The sequence below is a fragment of the Pseudomonas sp. B7(2017) genome (genome assembly GCF_002112745.1).
Lineage (GTDB): Bacteria > Pseudomonadota > Gammaproteobacteria > Pseudomonadales > Pseudomonadaceae > Aquipseudomonas > Aquipseudomonas ekonensis.
In genome coordinates this window covers 57,188-75,883 of record NZ_NEIP01000006.1, presented here as the reverse complement: position 1 = coordinate 75,883, position 18,696 = coordinate 57,188, and the positions used below count along the sequence as shown (strand labels likewise).

Sequence of the window (18,696 nt, the reverse complement as noted above, 5' to 3'; positions counted from 1 at the left end):
AAATGACCGACTATAAAGCCACGCTAAACCTTCCGGACACCGCCTTCCCAATGAAGGCCGGCCTGCCACAGCGCGAACCGCAGATCCTGCAGCGCTGGGACAGTATTGGCCTGTACGGAAAGTTGCGCGAGATTGGCAAGGACCGTCCGAAGTTCGTCCTGCACGACGGCCCTCCGTACGCCAACGGCACGATCCACATCGGTCACGCACTGAACAAGATTCTCAAGGACATGATCATCCGCTCGAAGACCCTGTCGGGCTTCGACGCGCCGTACGTGCCGGGCTGGGACTGCCACGGCCTGCCGATCGAGCACAAGGTCGAAGTGACCCACGGCAAGAACCTGGGCGCGGAAAAGACCCGCGAACTGTGCCGCGCCTACGCGTCCGAGCAGATCGAAGGCCAGAAGAGCGAGTTCATCCGCCTCGGCGTGCTGGGCGACTTCGCCAACCCGTACAAGACCATGGATTTCAAGAACGAGGCCGGTGAGATCCGCGCCCTCGCCGAAATCGTCAAGGGCGGTTTCGTGTTCAAGGGCCTCAAGCCCGTGAACTGGTGCTTCGACTGCGGTTCGGCCCTGGCCGAGGCGGAAGTCGAATACGAGAACAAGAAATCCTCGACCATCGACGTGGCGTTCCCGATCGCCGACGAGGCCAAGCTGGCCGCCGCGTTCGGCCTGGCGTCGCTGGCCAAACCGGCCGCCATCGTGATCTGGACCACCACCCCGTGGACCATCCCGGCCAACCAGGCGCTGAACGTCCACCCGGAATTCAACTACGCCTTGGTCGATGTCGGCGACAAGCTGCTGGTGCTGGCCGAAGAGCTGGTGGAGTCGTGCCTGTCCCGTTACGGTGTAGAAGGCACCGTGCTGGCCACCGCGCCGGGTTCGGCGCTGGAGCTGATCAACTTCCGCCACCCGTTCTATGACCGCCTGTCGCCGGTGTACCTGGCCGACTACGTGGAGCTGGGCGCCGGCACCGGCGTGGTTCACTCCGCTCCGGCCTACGGCGTGGACGACTTCGTGACCTGCAAGAAATACGGCATGGTCAACGACGACATCCTCAACCCGGTGCAGAGCAACGGCGTCTACGCACCGTCGCTGGAATTCTTCGGCGGCCAGTTCATCTGGAAGGCCAACCCGGCCATCGTCGACAAGCTGAGCGAAGTCGGTGCGCTGCTGCACACCACCGTCATCGACCACAGCTACATGCACTGCTGGCGCCACAAGACCCCGCTGATCTACCGCGCCACCGCGCAGTGGTTCATCGGCATGGACAAGCAGCCGACCGCCGGCGACACCCTGCGCCAGCGCTCGCTCAAGGCTATCGAAGAGACCAAGTTCGTGCCGGCCTGGGGCCAGGCGCGTCTGCACTCGATGATCGCCAACCGTCCGGACTGGTGCATCTCCCGTCAGCGCAACTGGGGCGTGCCGATCCCGTTCTTCCTGAACAAGGAAAGCGGCGAACTGCACCCGCGCACCGTCGAACTGATGGAAGAGGTCGCCAAGCGCGTCGAAGCCGAAGGCATCGACGCCTGGTTCAAGCTGGACGCGGCCGAACTGCTGGGCGATGAAGCGCCGCAGTACGACAAGATCAGCGACACCCTCGACGTCTGGTTCGACTCGGGCACCACCCACTGGCACGTGCTGCGCGGCTCGCACCCGATGGGCCACGAGACCGGCCCGCGCGCCGACCTGTACCTGGAAGGTTCCGACCAGCACCGCGGCTGGTTCCACTCCTCGCTGCTGACCGGCTGCGCCATCGACAACCATGCGCCGTACCGCGAGCTGCTGACCCACGGCTTCACCGTGGACGAGGCGGGCCGCAAGATGTCCAAGTCCCTGGGCAACGTGATCGCACCGCAGAAGGTCAACGACACCCTGGGCGCCGACATCATGCGCCTGTGGGTGGCTTCCACCGACTACTCCGGCGAAATGGCGGTGTCCGAGCAGATCCTGCAGCGCAGCGCGGACGCCTACCGGCGCATCCGCAACACCGCGCGCTTCCTGCTCTCCAACCTGACCGGCTTCGATCCGGCCACCGACCTGCTGCCGGCCGAAGACATGCTGGCGCTGGACCGCTGGGCGGTGGACCGCACGCTGCTGCTGCAGAACGAGCTGAAGGAAAGCTACGGCGAATACCGTTTCTGGAACGTCTACTCCAAGATCCACAACTTCTGCGTGCAGGAGCTGGGCGGCTTCTACCTCGACATCATCAAGGACCGCCAGTACACCACCGGCGCCGACAGCAAGGCCCGCCGTTCGTGCCAGACCGCGCTGTTCCACATCTGTGAGGCGCTGGTGCGCTGGATCGCGCCGATCCTGGCGTTCACCGCCGACGAGCTGTGGCAGTACCTGCCGGGCGAGCGCAACGAATCGGTGATGCTCAACACCTGGTACGAAGGGCTGACCGAACTGCCGGAAGGCTTCGAGCTGGGCCGTGCCTACTGGGATCGCATCATGGAAGTGAAGGTCGCGGTCAACAAGGAAATGGAGATCCAGCGCGCGGCCAAGGCCGTCGGCGGCAACCTGCAGGCCGAAGTGACCCTGTTCGCCGAGGATGCCCTGAGCGCCGACCTGGCCAAACTGAGCAACGAACTGCGCTTCGTGCTGATCACCTCCACCGCCGCCGTCGCGCCGTTCACCCAGGCGCCGGCCGATGCGGTGGCCACCGAAGTCAGCGGCCTGAAGCTGAAGATCGTCAAGTCGAACCACACCAAGTGCGCCCGTTGCTGGCACTGCCGTGAAGACGTCGGCGTGAACCCGGAGCATCCGGAAATCTGCGGCCGTTGCGTGGACAACATCAGCGGCGCCGGCGAGGTGCGTCACTATGCCTAATGCCGTGGGCCGTTTCGGACGGCTGGGCTGGCTCTGGTTGAGCGTGCTGGTGCTGGTCATCGACCAGGCCAGCAAGTTCTACTTCGAAGGCAAGCTCGAAATGTTCCAGCAGATCGTGGTCATTCCCGACTACTTCAGCTGGACCTTGGCCTACAACACGGGCGCCGCGTTCAGCTTCCTGGCGGACAGCTCCGGCTGGCAGCGCTGGCTGTTCGCGCTGATCGCCATCGTGGTCAGTGCGGTGCTGGTGGTCTGGCTCAAGCGCCTGGGCCGCAACGAAACCTGGCTGGCCGTCGCCCTGGCGCTGGTGCTGGGCGGTGCGCTGGGCAACCTGTATGACCGCATCGCCCTGGGCCATGTGATCGACTTCATCCTGGTGCACTGGCAGAACCGCTGGTACTTCCCGGCGTTCAACTTCGCCGACAGCGCCATCACCGTGGGTGCGGTGATGCTGGCACTGGACATGTTCAAATCCAAGAAAACCGAAGAGGCCGTTCATGACTGAACAGGTATCGGCCGTGCAACGCATCGGCCAGAACACCGAAGTCACCTTGCACTTCGCATTGCGCCTGGAGAACGGCGACACTGTCGACAGCACCTTCGACAAGGCCCCGGCGACCTTCAAGGTCGGCGACGGCAACCTGCTGCCGGGCTTCGAGGCGGCGCTGTTCGGCTTCAAGGGCGGCGACAAGCGCACCCTGACCATCGAGCCGGAGAACGCCTTCGGCCAGCCGAACCCGCAGAACGTGCAGGTCATCCCCCGTTCGCAGTTCACGGGCATGGAGCTGTCGCCCGGTCTGCTGGTGATCTTCAACGATGCGGCCAATACTGAATTGCCGGGCGTGGTGAAGGAATTCGACGACGCGCAAGTGACCGTCGATTTCAACCACCCGCTGGCCGGCAAGACGCTGACCTTTGACGTGGAAATCATTTCCGTCAAGGCGCTCTGAGTCATCGGGCAGTGACCGTGCGGGAGCGGGCAGGCTCGCTCCCGTCGTGTTCTTCCCCATTCGAAGGGGACTTTCCCCTTTGAATGGTTTTTACTGTATTCGCAATTTCTTGCGCGCAAGGCACGAGGCACAGCATGCAAATCAAACTCGCCAACCCCCGTGGCTTCTGCGCTGGCGTGGACCGGGCGATCGAAATCGTCAACCGCGCCCTGGAAGTGTTCGGGCCGCCGATCTACGTGCGCCATGAAGTGGTGCACAACAAGTTCGTGGTCGAAGACCTGCGCAGCCGCGGCGCGGTCTTCGTCGAAGAGCTGGATCAGGTGCCGGACGACGTCATCGTGATCTTCAGCGCCCACGGCGTCTCCCAGGCCGTGCGCAGCGAAGCCGCCGGCCGCGGCCTCAAGGTGTTCGACGCCACGTGCCCGCTGGTGACCAAGGTGCACATCGAAGTGGCGAAGTACAGCCGCGACGGGCGCGAATGCATCCTGATCGGCCATGCCGGCCACCCGGAAGTCGAAGGCACCATGGGCCAGTATGACGCCAGCAACGGCGGCGCGATCTACCTCGTCGAGGACGAGCAGGACGTCGCCGAACTGCAGGTGCGCAACCCGGACCGGCTGGCCTTCGTCACCCAGACCACGTTGTCCATGGATGACACCAGCCGCGTCATCGACGCCTTGCGCACCCGGTTCCCGGCCATCGGCGGCCCGCGCAAGGACGACATCTGCTACGCCACGCAAAACCGTCAGGACGCGGTCAAGCAACTGGCCGACGAGTGCGATGTGGTGCTGGTGGTCGGCAGCCCGAACAGCTCCAACTCCAACCGCCTGCGCGAACTGGCCGAACGGATGGCCACCCCGGCCTACCTGATCGACGGCGCCGAAGACCTGCAAGAGGCCTGGTTCGAAGGCGTCGAGCGCATCGGCATCACCGCCGGCGCCTCCGCCCCGGAAGTGCTGGTGCGCGGCGTGATCCAGCAGCTGCAGGCCTGGGGTGCTACCGGCGCCGACGAGTTGGCCGGGCGTGAGGAGAACATCACGTTCTCGATGCCGAAAGAGCTGCGCGTCCGTTCGATCTGACGCCCTGCGCCTTGCCGCACAGCGCCTGCTCGGCCTTTTCGCCGGCCAGGCGCACGCGGCCGCTCGCCGCCAGCACGATCTGCCATCGGCTGACCGGCTCCCGGGCCGAGCAAATGTGCAGCTTCCCCGCCTGAAACGACCTTCCGGGCATCAGCGGCTGGCCCAGGCCGCTGAACCGCACATAGCGGCTGACCCACCAATTGCCGACGACCGGCACCTTCCCGTCGCTCGCATGCTCGACCAGCAGCGGATTGCCGCTGTCCTCCGGCCCCTTGCCGCTGTTGTCCAGAATGATCCGCCAGCCCCGGCCCCAGTCGCCGTCGATGCCGTGCATCACCACGGTCCGGTTGTGCGTGATGGCCAGCGTGCGGGCGTTGCGGATGCCTTCGAGCAGAGACCGCGCCGCCTGTTCCTGGCGGCTGGACTCCGTGAGCGCGGCGAACGCCGGGCCGACCAGCGACAGAACAATTGCGCCGATCGCCAGTCCCATGAGCAGTTCGACCAGGCTCAGGCCCCGTTGCGGCATGACAGGTTGCGGCATGAAGGCTCCCTCCGTGGAGCAGGTGCGCGGCGCCTCCCGGCGTCGGGCAGGGCAAATCGGCCGACGCCGGCCGGCCGGATGTTCTAGCGTGTATCAGGTATAGCCGACGGCTACGGAGGGCATCGATGGATCGTTGTACAAAAGGTTTCACGCTGGTCGAGCTGCTGGTGGCGGTCGCCGTGTTCGTGGTCCTGGTCACGATGGCGGTGCCCGCGTTTACACGGTCGGTGCAGGGCAGCAAGGCCGACACCGAAGTCGGCGACCTGCAGCGGGCCCTCAACTATGCGCGACTCGAAGCGATTGACCGCGGCGTGACCACACGGATCCGGCCGACCGCCGGCGGCAGCGTTTGGACTGGCGAGTTGTCGGTCTACGACAGCACGGGGACACCGGCCAATGTATTGCGGGTTGTTCCAGCGATGAGCAGCGGGGCGACTCTGACGCTAACCTCAGGAGTGAGCGCGCTGGATTTCAACAATCTGGGCGGGCTGGCGGCGCCGTCGACGGCGGTGGTCATCAGCTACACGCTGGGAACGCAAAGCAGGACGCTGAACGTGTGTCTGAACGGACGAATCCAATTGGGTGGAAGCTGCGGATGAGGGCAGGGAGCAAGGGTGCACAGGAGGGCATGACGCTGATCGAGGTGCTGGTCGCGTTGCTGATTCTGACGGTCGGGTTGCTGGGGGCGGCGGCGGTTCAGCTCAATGCGCTGAAATACACCGACAGCTCGCGGATGGCCAGCCAGGCCAGTTTCATCGCCTACGACATGATGGACCGGATCCGCGCCAATTCCGCGGCCGACTACACCGTCACGCCGCCGGCCTCGGGCAACCTGAGCGTGGCCCGGGACCAGGACCTCTACGACTTCGCCACCAATATCACAGGTTTCGGCGGGCCCACCGCCACCGGCACCATCACGCTGAACCAGCGGGTGTACACCATCACCATCACCTGGAGCGATGCCCGGGCCGCCAACGCCGCGACCGCCCAGCGCAGCTTCGTGCTCACCAGCCGCGCCGCCGTCGATCCGGTGGCCACGCCATGAAGCGCCGCAATCTCGGGTTCGGCCTGATCGAACTGCTGGTCGCCCTGGCGTTGGGGCTGATCGTGGTGCTGGGCGTGGTGCAGATCTTCATCGCCGCGAAAAACACCTACGCCAGCCAGAACAGCGCCGCCGCCATGCAGGAGGACGCGCGCTTCGTGCTGAGCAAGATGATCCAGGAGATCCGCATGGTCGGGATGTTCGGCTGCCTGGGCACGATCACCGACTCCAGCTCCGCCGGCGATTTCAACGCCAGCCAGATCGCGCCGATCAGCTGGGACAACGCCAACCTCAAGCTGACCCTGGTCACCGCCGATGTCGGCGGCGGCGGGACGCCGACCTGGACGGTGCTCTCCGATTGCCGCAACAGCGCCACGGCCTACACCGGCGTGCGGGCCGCAGCGTCCGGACAGATCGCGTTCCCGATCCGACGCCTGGTCTACAGCTTCAGCAACAACCAGATACTCATGGGCACCGGCAGCGGCTCGCCGACCCAGTCGGCGCTGGTCAACAACGTCAGCGCCTTCAGCGTCATGTTCGGCCTGGCGGCGTCCGCCACGGATGTCGCGGCCTCCACCTACAGCAGCAACCCCAGCGACCCGGCCCGCATCCGCAGCGTGCGCCTGAGCCTGACCCTCACCGACCCGAACAACCGGGTGCGCAGCCAAACCTTCAACGTGGTTGCCGCCTTGCGCAACCGCCTGCAATGAGGGCCGGCCGATGACGATCCCTTTCCGTCCCCCGCAGGCGCAGCGCGGCATGGTGCTGTTGGTCAGCCTGGTGTTCCTGCTGCTGTTGACCCTGATCGGACTGTCGTCGATGCAGAGCGCCAACCTCCAGGAAAAGATGGCCGGCAGCGTCAGCCTGCGCAACCAGTCGTTCCAGGTGGCCGAAGCGGCGCTGCGCATCGGCGAAAGCGCGGTGCAGCTCGACAGCTATTCGCTGGCGGTGTGCGCCACCACGGCCCAGTGCGCGCCGCCGGCGGAGTCCTCGACGGTCAGCGCGGCGGGGCTCAACGCCTCGTCCGGGGTCACCTGGATCGCCGCCGGCAGCGGGTTCTACGGCGTGCAGAACATCGGCACCACCCTGACCGCCGTCAATGTGCCGAGCAACACCTCGGCGACGCTGTACCGGGTCACGGCCGTCGGCATCGCCGGCACTTCGCGCAGCGTGGTGGAGAGTGTCTATGCCAAGTACTGAACCGCGCCGGCCATGGCGGGCCCTGTTGGCCGGGCTGTTGCTCGGCGGGTATCTGGTGGCGCCGGCCTACGCCTTCACGCCGTCCGACTCGCCGCTGCTGAGCGCTGCGGCGGTGCCGCCGAACGTGATGTTGCTGATCGACGATTCGGGGAGCATGAACAGCATCATCTACGCGGCGGGGTTCGATCCGACGGTGGATCGCACGCCGGCCAAGCAGTGCAATGCCTTCGCAGGCCTGTGCCTGAGCTCGACGGCGATCACAGGCGACTCGGTGTTCCTGTCGAGCCTGCCCACCTCGGGTTGCTCCGGCGGGGCCTACGCGTTCTACAACAACTCGCTGACGCCCCTGTGCCTGAAGCTGCCGGATCCGGTGGGCAGCGGCAACACGCGCTATTCGGGCGACTACATCTCTTACGTGGTCGGGTTGGCCAACGGCAGCAACCGCGACTTCACCACGGGCGCGATCCCCAACGACTACCGGATCAACGTCGCGCGCAACGTGTCCACCGCGCTGGTCACCAGCAACCGCTCCCTGCGCATCGGCCTGGCGACGTTCAACCCGGCCACCAACAACAACCCCGGCAACGGCGGCTACATCGCCCGTTCGGTCAGCGACCTGTCGCCGGTGTCCGGCAGCGTCACCCAGGCCCAGGCCGACAGCAACTACAACGCCCTGATTTCTTCGATCAACGGCTTGAGCGCCGTGGCCAACACGCCGCTGGCGGAGACCTACTACGAAATCACCCGTTACATGCGCGGCCTGGCGCCTTACTACAACAGCACGCCGAACACCTACACCAGCCCGATCCAGTACCGCTGCCAGAAAAACTACGGGGTGGTGATCACCGACGGCTTGCCGACCTACGACCGCACCTTCCCGAACAACGATCCTCTGGGCGGCAACCGCTTGCCCAACTGGGACGGGGTCAACAACGACGGCGACAACCTCAACGGCGACGGCGAGGGCGATACGCTGTACCTGGACGATATCGCCAAGTTCGCCTTCGACATCGACATGCGCTCCACCGGCACCGACGCGGCGGGCAAGAGCTGGAACGCGGCGGACTTCCCCAAGCAGAACATGAACACCTACACCGTGGGCTTCACCGCCGCCAACGACATGCTGTCGGACGCCGCCGGCTACGGCCAGGGCAAGTACTACCAGGCCACCGACAGCGCCGGCCTCAACACTGCGCTGTCCGCCGCGCTGAGCGACATCACCTCCAAGGCCGGCTCCGGCGGCAGCGGGGTCTCCAGCGGCAACACCCTGGCCAGCGGCACCAGCTACTTCCAGACCAGCTACGACCCCAAGGACTGGCGCGGCACCATCAAGTCCTTCGGGTTCACGTCGACCGGCGCGGTGAACACGTCGACGGTGCTGTGGAGCACCGACACGGCCATCGTGCCCAGCGCCACGGCACCGACCTACCAGTCCTGGAACACCACGACCAACGCCGCCGTCACCCTGGCCTTCGGCAATTTCTCGGCCGCCCAGCAGACCGTCCTGGGCCAGGGCCTGCCCACCGGCATCAGTGGCAGCGATCTGGTGGAATGGAGCAAGGGCACCAACAAAGCCGGCCTGAAGGTGCGCAGCGTACTGCTGGGCGACATCATCAACTCGCCGCTGGTGCTGGCGTCGCCCTCGGAGAAAACCGCGTCCGACCTGTCGGGCGACACCTCCTACAGCACGTACCTGACCGCCAAGGCGGCGAACATGAACGCCAGCCTGGTGGTGAACGGCAACGACGGTTTCGTCAGCGTCATCAACTCGGCCAACGGCACCCGGCGCTATGCCTACATGCCGTCCAGCGTGCTGCCGTCGCTGCGTCTGATCGCCGATCCGACCTACATCAACGGCGTCGGCCACAAGTTCCTGGTGGACGGCCAGGTCGGCGTGTACGACGCGCAGTTCGGCACCGCCTGGAAAACCCTGGCCATCGGCGGTACCGGCGCCGGCGGCAAGACCTTTTACGGGCTGCAGCTGTACGACGCCTCGGCGGGCAACGTGATCAAGGGGCTGTGGGAAGTCAGCGCGCCGTCCACCGCCAGCGCATCGAACGTGTTCAACGATCTGGGCTACGCCTATGCCCGGGCGGAAGTGGCGCGTCTGGCCGACGGGCGCTGGGCGGCGTTCATCGCCAACGGTTACGGCAGCAACTCCGGGGTGGCGGCGCTGTATGTGCTGGATGTGCGCGACGGTTCGTTGATCCGCAAGATCGTGGTCGACGCCACCGAGACCACCAACGGCCTGTCGTCGGTCAAGCTCAAGGTCAACTCGCAGAACGTGGTGCAGGCCGCGTACGGCGGCGACCTGAAGGGGCGCCTGTGGAAGTTCGACCTGAGCGCCGCCTCCAGCGACAGCTGGGGCGTGGCGTTTTCCGGCAAGCCGCTGTTCACCACGGCGGGCGGGGCGACCCAGCCGATCACCGCGCAACCGTTGCTGGCGGACAATTCCCTGGGCGGCAAGCAGGTCTTCGTCGGCACCGGCAAGTTCAACGAAACCACCGACAAGACCAACAAGGACCTGCAGGCGTTCTATTCGGTGTGGGACGCCGACGGCGGCTCGGGACAGTTGACGGTGAGCAGCCTGCAGGCCCAATCCATCACGGGCACCTTCTCGGGCAGCTCAGGTCAGTTCGTCACCACCTCCCAGAACGACACGACGTATCCGGCGGAGAAAGGCTGGTACTTGCCGCTGGTGTACAACAACGTGCTGACCGGCGAACGGGTGATCAACCAGGCCAGCCTGGTGCTGGGCCGGATCGTGTTCACCACCGCCAGCGTCGACACCACCGACCCGTGTTCCAGCTTCGGCACCGGCAAACTCATCGAACTCGAGGCGTTCAGCGGTAAGATGCTCAACTACGCGGTGCTCGACACCAACGCCGACGGCGTGGTCGACACCAACGACACGATCTCCAGCGGCGTGGTGTTCAGCGGCGGCATTCCGACCCTCAACGCCATCGTCAACGGCGCGAGCCGCAAGGTCGTGAACGATTCCAGTGGCACCATCACCACGCTGGTGGAAAAATCCGGCGGCGGCAGCCGCCGCATCATGTGGCGGCAACTACAGTGAGCGAGAACCGAGGCATGCGCAGAACCCACCGAGGCTTCACCCTGATCGAAATCATGATCGTGATCGCGATCATCGGTATCGTCATCACCATCGGCTATCCGAGCCTCACCGAGTACGTGAAGAAGGGACGCCGTGGCGAAGTGGTGTCGCTGCTGTCGGAGCAGGCGCAGATCCTCGAGCGCTTCTACTCGAAGAACAACGTCTACACCAATGTCACCGGCCTGAGCGCCGGCAACGATTTCTACACCCTCACGCCGACGATCACCGACCAGACCTTCCTGCTGACGGCGACGCGCAAGGCCGGCACGGCGATGGCCACCGACAAGTGCGGGGACTTCACCCTCACCAACACCGGCGTGAGAAGCATGAACAACGCGACCACCGGGCTGACCACCAAGGATTGCTGGGGCCGCTGAGCCGCTTTATCGGGGCGCCCTTTGCGCCCGCTGTCTATTTAACGGTTGGAACAGAGATGACCAGGCAACAGCAAGTGGTGATTGTCGGTGGCGGGGTGATTGGCCTGCTCACCGCGTACAACCTCGCCAACGAGGTGGGCAGCGTGGTGCTGCTGGACCGTTCGGACCTGGGGCGGGAATCGTCCTGGGCCGGCGGGGGCATCGTTTCTCCGCTCTATCCGTGGCGCTACAGCCCGGCGGTGACCGCCCTGGCGCATTGGTCGCAGGATTTTTATCCACAGCTGGGCGAGCGCCTGTTCGCCGCCACCGGCGTCGACCCTGAAGTGCACACCACCGGCCTGTACTGGCTGGATCTGGACGACGAGGCGCAAGCGCTGGCCTGGGCCGAGCGGGAAGGGCGCCCGCTGCGGCCTGTGGATATCTCGGCGGCCCATGACGCGGTGCCAGCCCTGGGCGGCGGGTTCTCCCGGGCCGTCTACATGGACGATGTGGCCAACGTGCGCAACCCGCGCTTGGTCAAATCGCTGAAGGCGGCGTTGCAGGCACTGCCGAACGTCAGCATCCGTGAGCAGTGCGAGGTCGGCGGCTTTGCGCGCGAAGGGGGGCGGGTGGTCGGCGTAGAGACCCCTGCGGGCGTGATCCGGGGCGATCAGGTGGTTTTGACCGCCGGCGCCTGGAGCGGCGAGCTGCTCAAGACCCTGGATCTGACGCTGCCGGTGGAGCCGGTCAAGGGGCAGATGATCCTCTACAAGTGTGCGGCGGATTTCCTGCCGAGCATGGTGCTGGCCAAGGGGCGCTATGCGATCCCGCGCCGCGACGGGCACATCCTGATCGGCAGCACGCTGGAGCACGAAGGGTTCGACAAGACGCCGACCGACGTGGCCTTGGCCAGCCTGAAGGCTTCGGCGGTGGAGTTGCTGCCGGCGCTGGCCGACGCCGAGGTGGTGGGGCATTGGGCCGGCCTGCGGCCGGGCTCGCCGGAAGGCGTTCCCTACATCGGCGCCGTGCCGGGCTTCGAGGGGCTGTGGCTCAACTGCGGGCATTACCGCAACGGGTTGGTGCTGGCGCCGGCGTCGTGTCAGCTGTTCGCCGATGTGATGCTGGGGCGGGCGCCGATCATCGATCCGGCGCCGTATGCGCCTGCGGGGCGGATCTAGCCGGCATTCGCGGCGTCGGCGATCCGACGAAGGCGTCACTCAAGGCACCGCAGGACACGACAGTTGCTCCCATAAGGGGCCTCAGTCCAGCCCCAGTTTCTTGAGGCGGTAGCGCATCGAGCGGAACGACAGGTTCAGGCGTTGCGCCGCCGCCGTGCGGTTCCAGCGGGTCTCCTCGAGCGCTTGCAGGATCAGCTTGCGCTCGACGTTTTCCAGGTAGTCCTCCAGGTTGTCGATCTGCGTCAGGTCGGCGAGGCCGCCCTCGGCCGCGCAGTTGCCCTCGCTCAGGCGCAGGTCGTCGGCTTCGATCATGCGGTTCTCGCACAGGGTATGCGCCCGTTCGAGGACGTTCTCCAGCTCCCGCACGTTGCCCGGGAAGCGGTAGTTCTTCAGGGCCTCGAGCGCTTGCGGGTGCAGGCGCGCCACGGGCTGGCCGGTGCTGGTGGCCAGGCGCTTGAGCATCTGGCCGGCCAGCGCTTCGATGTCGTCGCGCCGCTCGCGCAGGGACGGCACCCGCAGTTCGATCACGTTCAGGCGGTAATACAGGTCCTGGCGGAAGCGTCCGGCGGCGACCTCGGCGTCCAGATCCTTGTGCGTGGCGCAGAGGATGCGCACATCGACCACGGTTTCCTGCTGGCCGCCGACGCTGCGCACGGCCTTTTCCTGGATCGCCCGCAGCAGCTTGACCTGCATCGACAGCGGCAGGTCCGCCACCTCGTCGAGAAACAGCGTGCCGCCGTGGGCCGCCTGGAACAGGCCGGGCTTGTCCTCCACTGCGCCGCTGAAGCTGCCTTTGCGGTGGCCGAAGAATTCGCTCTCCATCAGTTCAGACGGAATCGCCCCGCAATTGACCGGCACGAACGGTTGGCCGGCCCGCGGCCCTTGTTCGTGGATCAGGCGCGCCACCAGCTCCTTGCCGCTGCCGGACTCGCCGCTGATGTACACCGGCGCCTGGCTGCGGGCGAGCTTGTCGATCTGCTTGCGCAGGTCGCGCATGGGCGGGGAGTCGCCCAGCAGCCGCCGTTCGATCGACGTGACGCCGCCCGCCGCCGGCACGCGCAAGGCGCTGGCGACCAGTTCGCGCAGGCGCGCAAGGTCCACCGGTTTGGTGAGGAAGTCGAAGGCCCCGGCCTTGAGGGCGTTGATCGCGGTTTCCAGGCTGCCGTAGGCGGTGATCATCGCCACCGGCAGCTGTGGATAACGTTGCTGGAGGTGCTGCACCAGCTCAAGCCCGGTGCCGTCGGGCAGGCGCATGTCCGTCAGGCACAGGTTGAAGGCCTCGCGGTGCAGCAGCGCCCGGGCCTCGGCCAGGTTGCGTGCGCTGAAGGTGTCGAGTTTCATCCGTCCCAGGGTGATTTCCAGGAGTTCGCGGATATCCGGCTCGTCGTCGACGATCAGGACTTTTTGCCGTGGGCTCGTAGTCAACTTTGTTTCCGTCCGTGAGCAAAGGTGATGCGAAAGCAGCCGCCGCCTTGGCGTGGTTTGAAGTCTAGGCGCGCTTGATTGCTTTCGCACAGCTCACGGGACAGATAGAGCCCAAGGCCGGTGCCCTGGCTGCTGGTGGTGAAGAACGGTTCGAACAGGTGCGCCTGCTGGTCGGGCGCCACGCCCGGGCCGTTGTCCTGCACGTGCAGTACGGCCTGGCGGGATTCGGGGTCGAGGGACAGTTCCAGCCAGACTTCGGCCTGCTCGTGCAGCGCGCCGCTGTGGCGCCAGCCGTTGCGCACCAGGTTGTCGAGGACCTGGGTCAGCTGGTCGGGATCCATCAGGGTACGCAAATCGCCGGCGCCGATGTGCACGTGCAGTGACTGACGGGCGGTCGCCTGCTCGCGGGTCTCGGCGACGAAGCGCTCCAGCCACGGCTTGAGATCCAGCCGCTGCGGTTCGCTTTGCTGGCGGCGGGACAGTTGCAGGACGTTCTCGATGACTCGGTTCATGCGCTGGGAGTGGTCTTGGATGATCTGCGTCAGACGCCGGTCTGCGCCGTCGAGTTCCTCGGACTCGCCCAGCAGCTGCGCCGCATGGCTGATGGCGCCCAGCGGGTTGCGGATCTCGTGGGCGATGCCGGCGGTCAGGCGCCCGAGCGCGGCCAGCTTCAACTGCTGGGCCTGTTGGGCGATCTGCGCGAGGTCTTCGAGGAACACCAGGGTCTGGCGTCCCGGGCTCTGCTCCAGGGCGATGAAGCTCGGTTGCAGCACAGGGCCTTCCCCGGGCATCTTCAGGCTTTGGGGGCGCAGGCTGGGGTTGCTCAGCCACAGTTGCAGGCGTTCGACCAGCCCCGGCGCGCAGTCGTCGATCAACAGCCCTTCGAGGTGCTGTCGGCCCAGCAGGGCCTGGGCGCTGTGGTTGGCCAACTGGATGCGGCGCTGTTCGTCGAACACCAGGATGCCGGTGCGCATGCGTTGCAGGATCAGGGCGTTGAGGGCCTCGAGGCCTTCCACTTCGCTGGCGCGGCGTTCGGCCAGGTGCTCGCTGACCTCCAGGCGCTGCATCAGGCCCTGCACCAGCAGGGACGCCGCGAAGCACAAGGCGCCGAGGGTGCCGGCCTGGAGGTAGTCGTTGGGGCTCAGGGGATGGTCGAAACTGAGCAGGAAGCTCAGGGCGACGATGCCGAGGGCGCCGACGGCGGCGATCAGCAGGCCTATCCGTCGGCGCAGCAGGGTATTGCTGATGGCCACCGAGACGATCAACAGGTTGCCCAGGGAGCTCGCCACGCCGCCGGCCGCGTAGAACAGGCCGCAGAGCAGCAGGATGTCGGTCAGCGCCAGGCCGAACAGCTGCGCCGGGCGGCGGATGTTCTCCAGGAACACCACCAGGAGGATGTTCAGCACCAGGTACAGCCAACTGCCGCTGCGCAGCAGTTCGTCGTCGGCCGAGGTGAGCAGGCGGTTGTCCATGTTGCTGGAAATCAGCAGCACCAGGGTGATGCCGACGCTCAAGCGATACAGATGATAGAGGCGCAGCAGGCGCTGGGCCTGCTTGCCGGAAGCGTCGGCGGTCTCAGCGACCACTGGAGCCGGGGCCTTGCTCCAGGTGCGCCTGGCTGCAGTACCACTGCTGCTCAAAGCTCAGGGCACGGTCGCGGGGCAGGTGCACGCCGCAATGGGCGCAGCGCACCATGGGCGCGGCGTCCTGTTCGCGGGGAGACTGGGCGGGGGAGGCGGGGGCCTTGATCTTGCGCCAGAGCCAGACGGCGGCGGCGATCAGGGCGATCCAGAACAGTAAACGAAGCATGATGGGCGGCTTTTCGGCTAATGATCCGGCAGTTTAGCCAAGGAGTCCGTCGGCCGCACAGCCCCGTCAAACGCGGCAACGAAAAAGGGAGATCCGAAGATCTCCCTTTCTTGTACAACTGCTGTGGATCAGTCGAACAGACCGAAGGTCATGTAGCTGAAGATCGAGCGGTCGGAGCTGCCGGACTCGGATTCCGGCTCTTCGATCACGTTGCCGTTTTCGTCTTTTGGCTTGAGTTCGTTCGGGATCGCGTCCTTCGCGTCCTGGAACTGCTTCTGCACGTCCTGGTTGGCGCGGGTCTCTCCCGGCGGCAGCGGCGGACGGGACTCGATCAGGCCGAGGGTGGCCTTGCTCAGCCACGAACGGTTGTCGGCTTCGGCCACCGACGGCACGAACTGACCGTCCACCAGGCTCGGGTGGTTCGGGTAGTTGAGCTTCAGGGTCTCGAGGCTGGAGGCCGCCAGCTCGTCCAGGTGCAGGCGCTGGTAGGCTTCGGTCATCACCGCCAGGCCGTCGCCCACCGATGGGGTCTCCTGGAAGTTCTCCACCACGTAGCGGCCACGGTTGGCGGCGGCGACGTAGGCCTGACGGGTCAGGTAGTAGTCGGCCACGTGGATTTCGTAGGCCGCCAGCAGGTTGCGCAGGTAGATCATGCGCTGCTTGGCGTCCGGCGCATAGCGGCTGTTCGGGTAGCGGCTGGTCAGCTGGGCGAACTCGTTGTAGGAGTCGCGGGCGGCGCCCGGGTCACGCTTGGTCATGTCCAGCGGCAGGAAGCGCGCCAGCAGGCCGACGTCCTGGTCGAACGAGGTCAGGCCCTTGAGGTAGTAGGCGTAATCGACGTTCGGGTGCTGCGGATGCAGGCGGATGAAGCGCTCGGCGGCGGACTTGGCGGCCTCAGGCTCGGCGTTCTTGTAGTTGGCGTAGATCAGTTCGAGCTGGGCCTGGTCGGCGTAGCGGCCGAACGGATAGCGCGACTCCAGGGCCTTCAGCTTGGCGGTGGCGCTGGTGTAGCTGCTGTTGTCCAGGTCCTTCTGAGCCTGCTGGTACAGCTCGGCTTCGCTCAGGTTTTCGTCTACGACTTCCTTCGATGAGCAAGCGGCGGTCAATGCGAGGATGGCGATCAGCAGCAGGTGTTTCACTTGCATGGCGGCTTGCGTCCCTATGACGGCCGCTGTCTTGGGCGGGACCGTCCTGTTATGATGAGCGCCCCGTTGAAAAGCCTCGGGGCAAAAGAAGCCGTATTTAACCACAAGCGCGCAGCCGAAACCAAAGGCTGTGCCGACGCCAGTCCGAGCATGTCCGATAAAATTGAACTTCGCGCAGAGGTGCCGTCCGAACTGGGCGGCCAACGCCTCGATCAAGTCGCCGCCCAACTCTTCGCCGAGCACTCGCGCTCGCGCCTTTCCGCCTGGATCAAAGACGGTCGCCTGACCGTGGACGGCGCGGTCATCCGTCCGCGCGACATCGTTCACGGCGGCTCGGTGCTGGAGCTGACCGCCGAACAGGAAGCCCAGGGCGAGTGGGTGGCCCAGGACATCGAGCTGGACATCGTCTATGAAGACGACGACATCCTGGTGATCAACAAGCCGGCGGGCCTGGTGGTGCACCCGGCCGCCGGCCACGCCGACGGCACGCTGCTCAACGCCTTGCTGCACCACGTGCCGGACATCGTCAACGTCCCGCGTGCCGGCATCGTGCACCGTCTGGACAAGGACACCACCGGCCTGATGGTGGTGGCCAAGACCATCCAGGCGCAGACCAAGCTGGTCGCGCAGCTGCAGAGCCGCACCGTCAGCCGCATCTATGAGTGCATCGTGATCGGCGTGGTGACCGCCGGCGGCAAGATCAACGCGCCGATCGGCCGCCACGGCCAGCAGCGTCAGCGCATGGCGGTGATGGAGGGCGGCAAGCCGGCCGTCAGCCACTACCGCGTGCTGGAGCGCTTCCGTTCCCACACCCACGTGCGGGTGAAGCTGGAGACCGGGCGCACCCACCAGATCCGCGTGCACATGGCGCACATCAATTTCCCGCTGGTCGGCGACCCGGCCTACGGCGGCCGTTTCCGCATTCCGCCGGCCGCGAGCCAGACCATGGTCGAGTCCCTCAAGCATTTCCCGCGGCAGGCCCTGCATGCGCGGTTCCTTGAGCTGGAGCACCCGACCACCGGCGAGCGCATGAGCTGGGAATCGCCGCTGCCGGAAGACTTCGTCTGGCTGCTGACCCTGCTCAAGCAGGATCGCGAGGCGTTCGTCGGATGAACTGGCTGACGCCGGACTGGCCCGCGCCGGCCAGCGTCAAGGCCTGTGTCACCACCCGCGAGGGCGGTGTCAGCGAGGCGCCGTTCGACACGCTCAACCTGGGCGATCACGTCGATGACCGCCCCCAGGACGTCGCCGAGAACCGTCGCCGCCTCACCGATCACTTTTCGATCAAGCCCGCCTGGCTGCAGCAGGTCCACGGCACCACCGTGGCCCACGCCGACCCGTCCGTGGTGGCCACCGCCGACGCCAGTTGGACCGCCACGCCGGGCATCGCCTGCGCCGCGATGACCGCCGACTGCCTGCCGGCCCTGTTCTGTGACCGCGCGGGCACCCGCGTCGCCGCCGCCCATGCCGGCTGGCGCGGCCTGGCTGCCGGGGTGCTGGAGGCCACCCTCGACGCCCTGGGCACCGCGCCTGAAGACGTGCTGGTATGGCTCGGCCCGGCCATCGGCCCGCAGGCCTTCGAAGTGGGCCCGGAAGTGCGGGAAACCTTCGTCGATCAGTTACCCGCCGCGGCGGCCGCGTTTGTCCCGAGCCAAAACGCCGGCAAGTTCATGGCCGACATCTACCTGCTGGCGCGCCTGCGTCTGGCCGAGCGGGGTGTCACGGCGGTGTACGGCGGCGGTTTCTGCACCGTCAGCGACCCGCGCTTCTTTTCCTATCGCCGCGCATCGCGCACCGGTCGCTTCGCCTCGCTGGTGTGGCTTGAGGGCCCAGGCGGCGCCGTCTGACGGCGCCGGTTTGCGCCATGCCGCGCCTTTCAATGCCGGCAACTTACCGTCAAACGGAAACGCATCGGCCAGGCCGGGCGCACGCTAAGCTTGTCTGACCTGCATCAAACCCCTGACGCTTGAATCTTCCAGAATCGGCCACATCTATAGCGGTATCTGGCAGGTTTCTTCATTC

The 18,696-nt window shown here is 66.0% G+C and carries 18 protein-coding genes; 13 read left to right on the top strand and 5 right to left on the bottom strand.

Annotation, left to right across the window (positions count from 1 at the left end; translation table 11 throughout):
* Window positions 1–2: 2 nt before the first annotated feature.
* From ileS to ispH, 4 genes are all read left to right on the top strand, one after another.
* Window positions 3–2,834, top strand: a complete 2,832-nt coding sequence (ileS, locus tag CAG29_RS13715; protein ID WP_085694649.1) for an isoleucine--tRNA ligase — start codon at window positions 3–5, stop codon at window positions 2,832–2,834.
* The gene (gene lspA, locus CAG29_RS13710) at window positions 2,827–3,339 is read left to right on the top strand and encodes a signal peptidase II (protein WP_085584187.1); all 513 of its coding nucleotides are present in this window, start codon (window positions 2,827–2,829) and stop codon (window positions 3,337–3,339) included. The genes ileS and lspA overlap by 8 nt, the downstream gene beginning before the upstream one ends.
* The gene (gene fkpB, locus CAG29_RS13705; RefSeq protein ID WP_085584189.1) at window positions 3,332–3,784 is read left to right on the top strand and encodes an FKBP-type peptidyl-prolyl cis-trans isomerase; all 453 of its coding nucleotides are present in this window, start codon (window positions 3,332–3,334) and stop codon (window positions 3,782–3,784) included. Before lspA ends, fkpB begins: the two co-directional genes overlap by 8 nt.
* A gap of 134 nt (window positions 3,785–3,918) precedes the next feature.
* Window positions 3,919–4,863, top strand: coding sequence for a 4-hydroxy-3-methylbut-2-enyl diphosphate reductase (ispH, locus tag CAG29_RS13700; RefSeq protein WP_085584191.1), 945 nt, complete (start codon window positions 3,919–3,921; stop codon window positions 4,861–4,863).
* Here the strand turns inward: ispH and CAG29_RS13695 are convergent.
* Window positions 4,820–5,389: a GspH/FimT family pseudopilin gene (locus CAG29_RS13695; protein ID WP_085584313.1), complete on the bottom strand. Its 570-nt coding sequence runs from the start codon at window positions 5,387–5,389 to the stop codon at window positions 4,820–4,822. The genes ispH and CAG29_RS13695 overlap by 44 nt on opposite strands.
* Window positions 5,390–5,529: 140 nt before the next feature.
* On the opposite strand from CAG29_RS13695, the gene CAG29_RS13690 reads away from it, so the two are divergent.
* Genes CAG29_RS13690 through thiO form a run of 7 tightly spaced genes read left to right on the top strand, consistent with a single transcriptional unit; the run spans window position 5,530 to window position 12,295 of the window.
* Window positions 5,530–6,003 carry a GspH/FimT family protein gene (locus tag CAG29_RS13690; RefSeq protein WP_085584193.1) on the top strand — a complete coding sequence of 158 codons (474 nt, stop codon included), beginning with the start codon at window positions 5,530–5,532 and terminating at the stop codon, window positions 6,001–6,003.
* Window positions 6,000–6,449: a type IV pilus modification protein PilV gene (gene pilV / locus CAG29_RS13685; protein WP_085584195.1), complete on the top strand. Its 450-nt coding sequence runs from the start codon at window positions 6,000–6,002 to the stop codon at window positions 6,447–6,449. The genes CAG29_RS13690 and pilV overlap by 4 nt, the downstream gene beginning before the upstream one ends.
* Complete coding sequence (locus CAG29_RS13680; RefSeq protein WP_085694648.1) at window positions 6,446–7,156, top strand: PilW family protein; 711 nt, start codon at window positions 6,446–6,448, stop codon at window positions 7,154–7,156. Before pilV ends, CAG29_RS13680 begins: the two co-directional genes overlap by 4 nt.
* Window positions 7,157–7,166: 10 nt before the next feature.
* Window positions 7,167–7,646: a PilX N-terminal domain-containing pilus assembly protein gene (locus tag CAG29_RS13675; protein WP_085584199.1), complete on the top strand. Its 480-nt coding sequence runs from the start codon at window positions 7,167–7,169 to the stop codon at window positions 7,644–7,646.
* Window positions 7,633–10,722, top strand: a complete 3,090-nt coding sequence (locus tag CAG29_RS13670; protein WP_085694647.1) for a pilus assembly protein — start codon at window positions 7,633–7,635, stop codon at window positions 10,720–10,722. The genes CAG29_RS13675 and CAG29_RS13670 overlap by 14 nt, the downstream gene beginning before the upstream one ends.
* 14 nt (window positions 10,723–10,736) lie before the next feature.
* Entirely contained in the window at window positions 10,737–11,138 is a 402-nt protein-coding gene (locus CAG29_RS13665) for a type IV pilin protein (RefSeq protein ID WP_085584202.1), read from the top strand.
* A 56-nt stretch (window positions 11,139–11,194) separates the two neighbouring features.
* A complete protein-coding gene (gene thiO, locus CAG29_RS13660; RefSeq protein WP_085694646.1) occupies window positions 11,195–12,295 on the top strand; it encodes a glycine oxidase ThiO in 1,101 nt (366 codons plus the stop codon).
* Window positions 12,296–12,376: 81 nt separating this feature from the next.
* On the opposite strand, the gene CAG29_RS13655 is transcribed toward thiO, so the two are convergent.
* From CAG29_RS13655 to CAG29_RS13640, 4 genes are all read right to left on the bottom strand, one after another.
* Window positions 12,377–13,720: a sigma-54 dependent transcriptional regulator gene (locus CAG29_RS13655; RefSeq protein WP_085632283.1), complete on the bottom strand. Its 1,344-nt coding sequence runs from the start codon at window positions 13,718–13,720 to the stop codon at window positions 12,377–12,379.
* Complete coding sequence (locus CAG29_RS13650; protein WP_085656232.1) at window positions 13,717–15,306, bottom strand: PAS domain-containing sensor histidine kinase; 1,590 nt, start codon at window positions 15,304–15,306, stop codon at window positions 13,717–13,719. The genes CAG29_RS13655 and CAG29_RS13650 overlap by 4 nt, the downstream gene beginning before the upstream one ends.
* A complete protein-coding gene (locus CAG29_RS13645) occupies window positions 15,296–15,529 on the bottom strand; it encodes a PP0621 family protein (protein WP_085656231.1) in 234 nt (77 codons plus the stop codon). Before CAG29_RS13645 ends, CAG29_RS13650 begins: the two co-directional genes overlap by 11 nt.
* Before the next feature lie 128 nt (window positions 15,530–15,657).
* Entirely contained in the window at window positions 15,658–16,674 is a 1,017-nt protein-coding gene (locus tag CAG29_RS13640; protein WP_085584212.1) for an outer membrane protein assembly factor BamD, read from the bottom strand.
* Window positions 16,675–16,824: 150 nt separating this feature from the next.
* Between CAG29_RS13640 and rluD the strand changes: the two genes are divergently transcribed.
* Complete coding sequence (gene rluD / locus CAG29_RS13635) at window positions 16,825–17,787, top strand: 23S rRNA pseudouridine(1911/1915/1917) synthase RluD (protein ID WP_085584315.1); 963 nt, start codon at window positions 16,825–16,827, stop codon at window positions 17,785–17,787.
* Window positions 17,784–18,521: a peptidoglycan editing factor PgeF gene (pgeF, locus tag CAG29_RS13630; protein ID WP_085638855.1), complete on the top strand. Its 738-nt coding sequence runs from the start codon at window positions 17,784–17,786 to the stop codon at window positions 18,519–18,521. Before rluD ends, pgeF begins: the two co-directional genes overlap by 4 nt.
* Window positions 18,522–18,696: the final 175 nt, after the last annotated feature.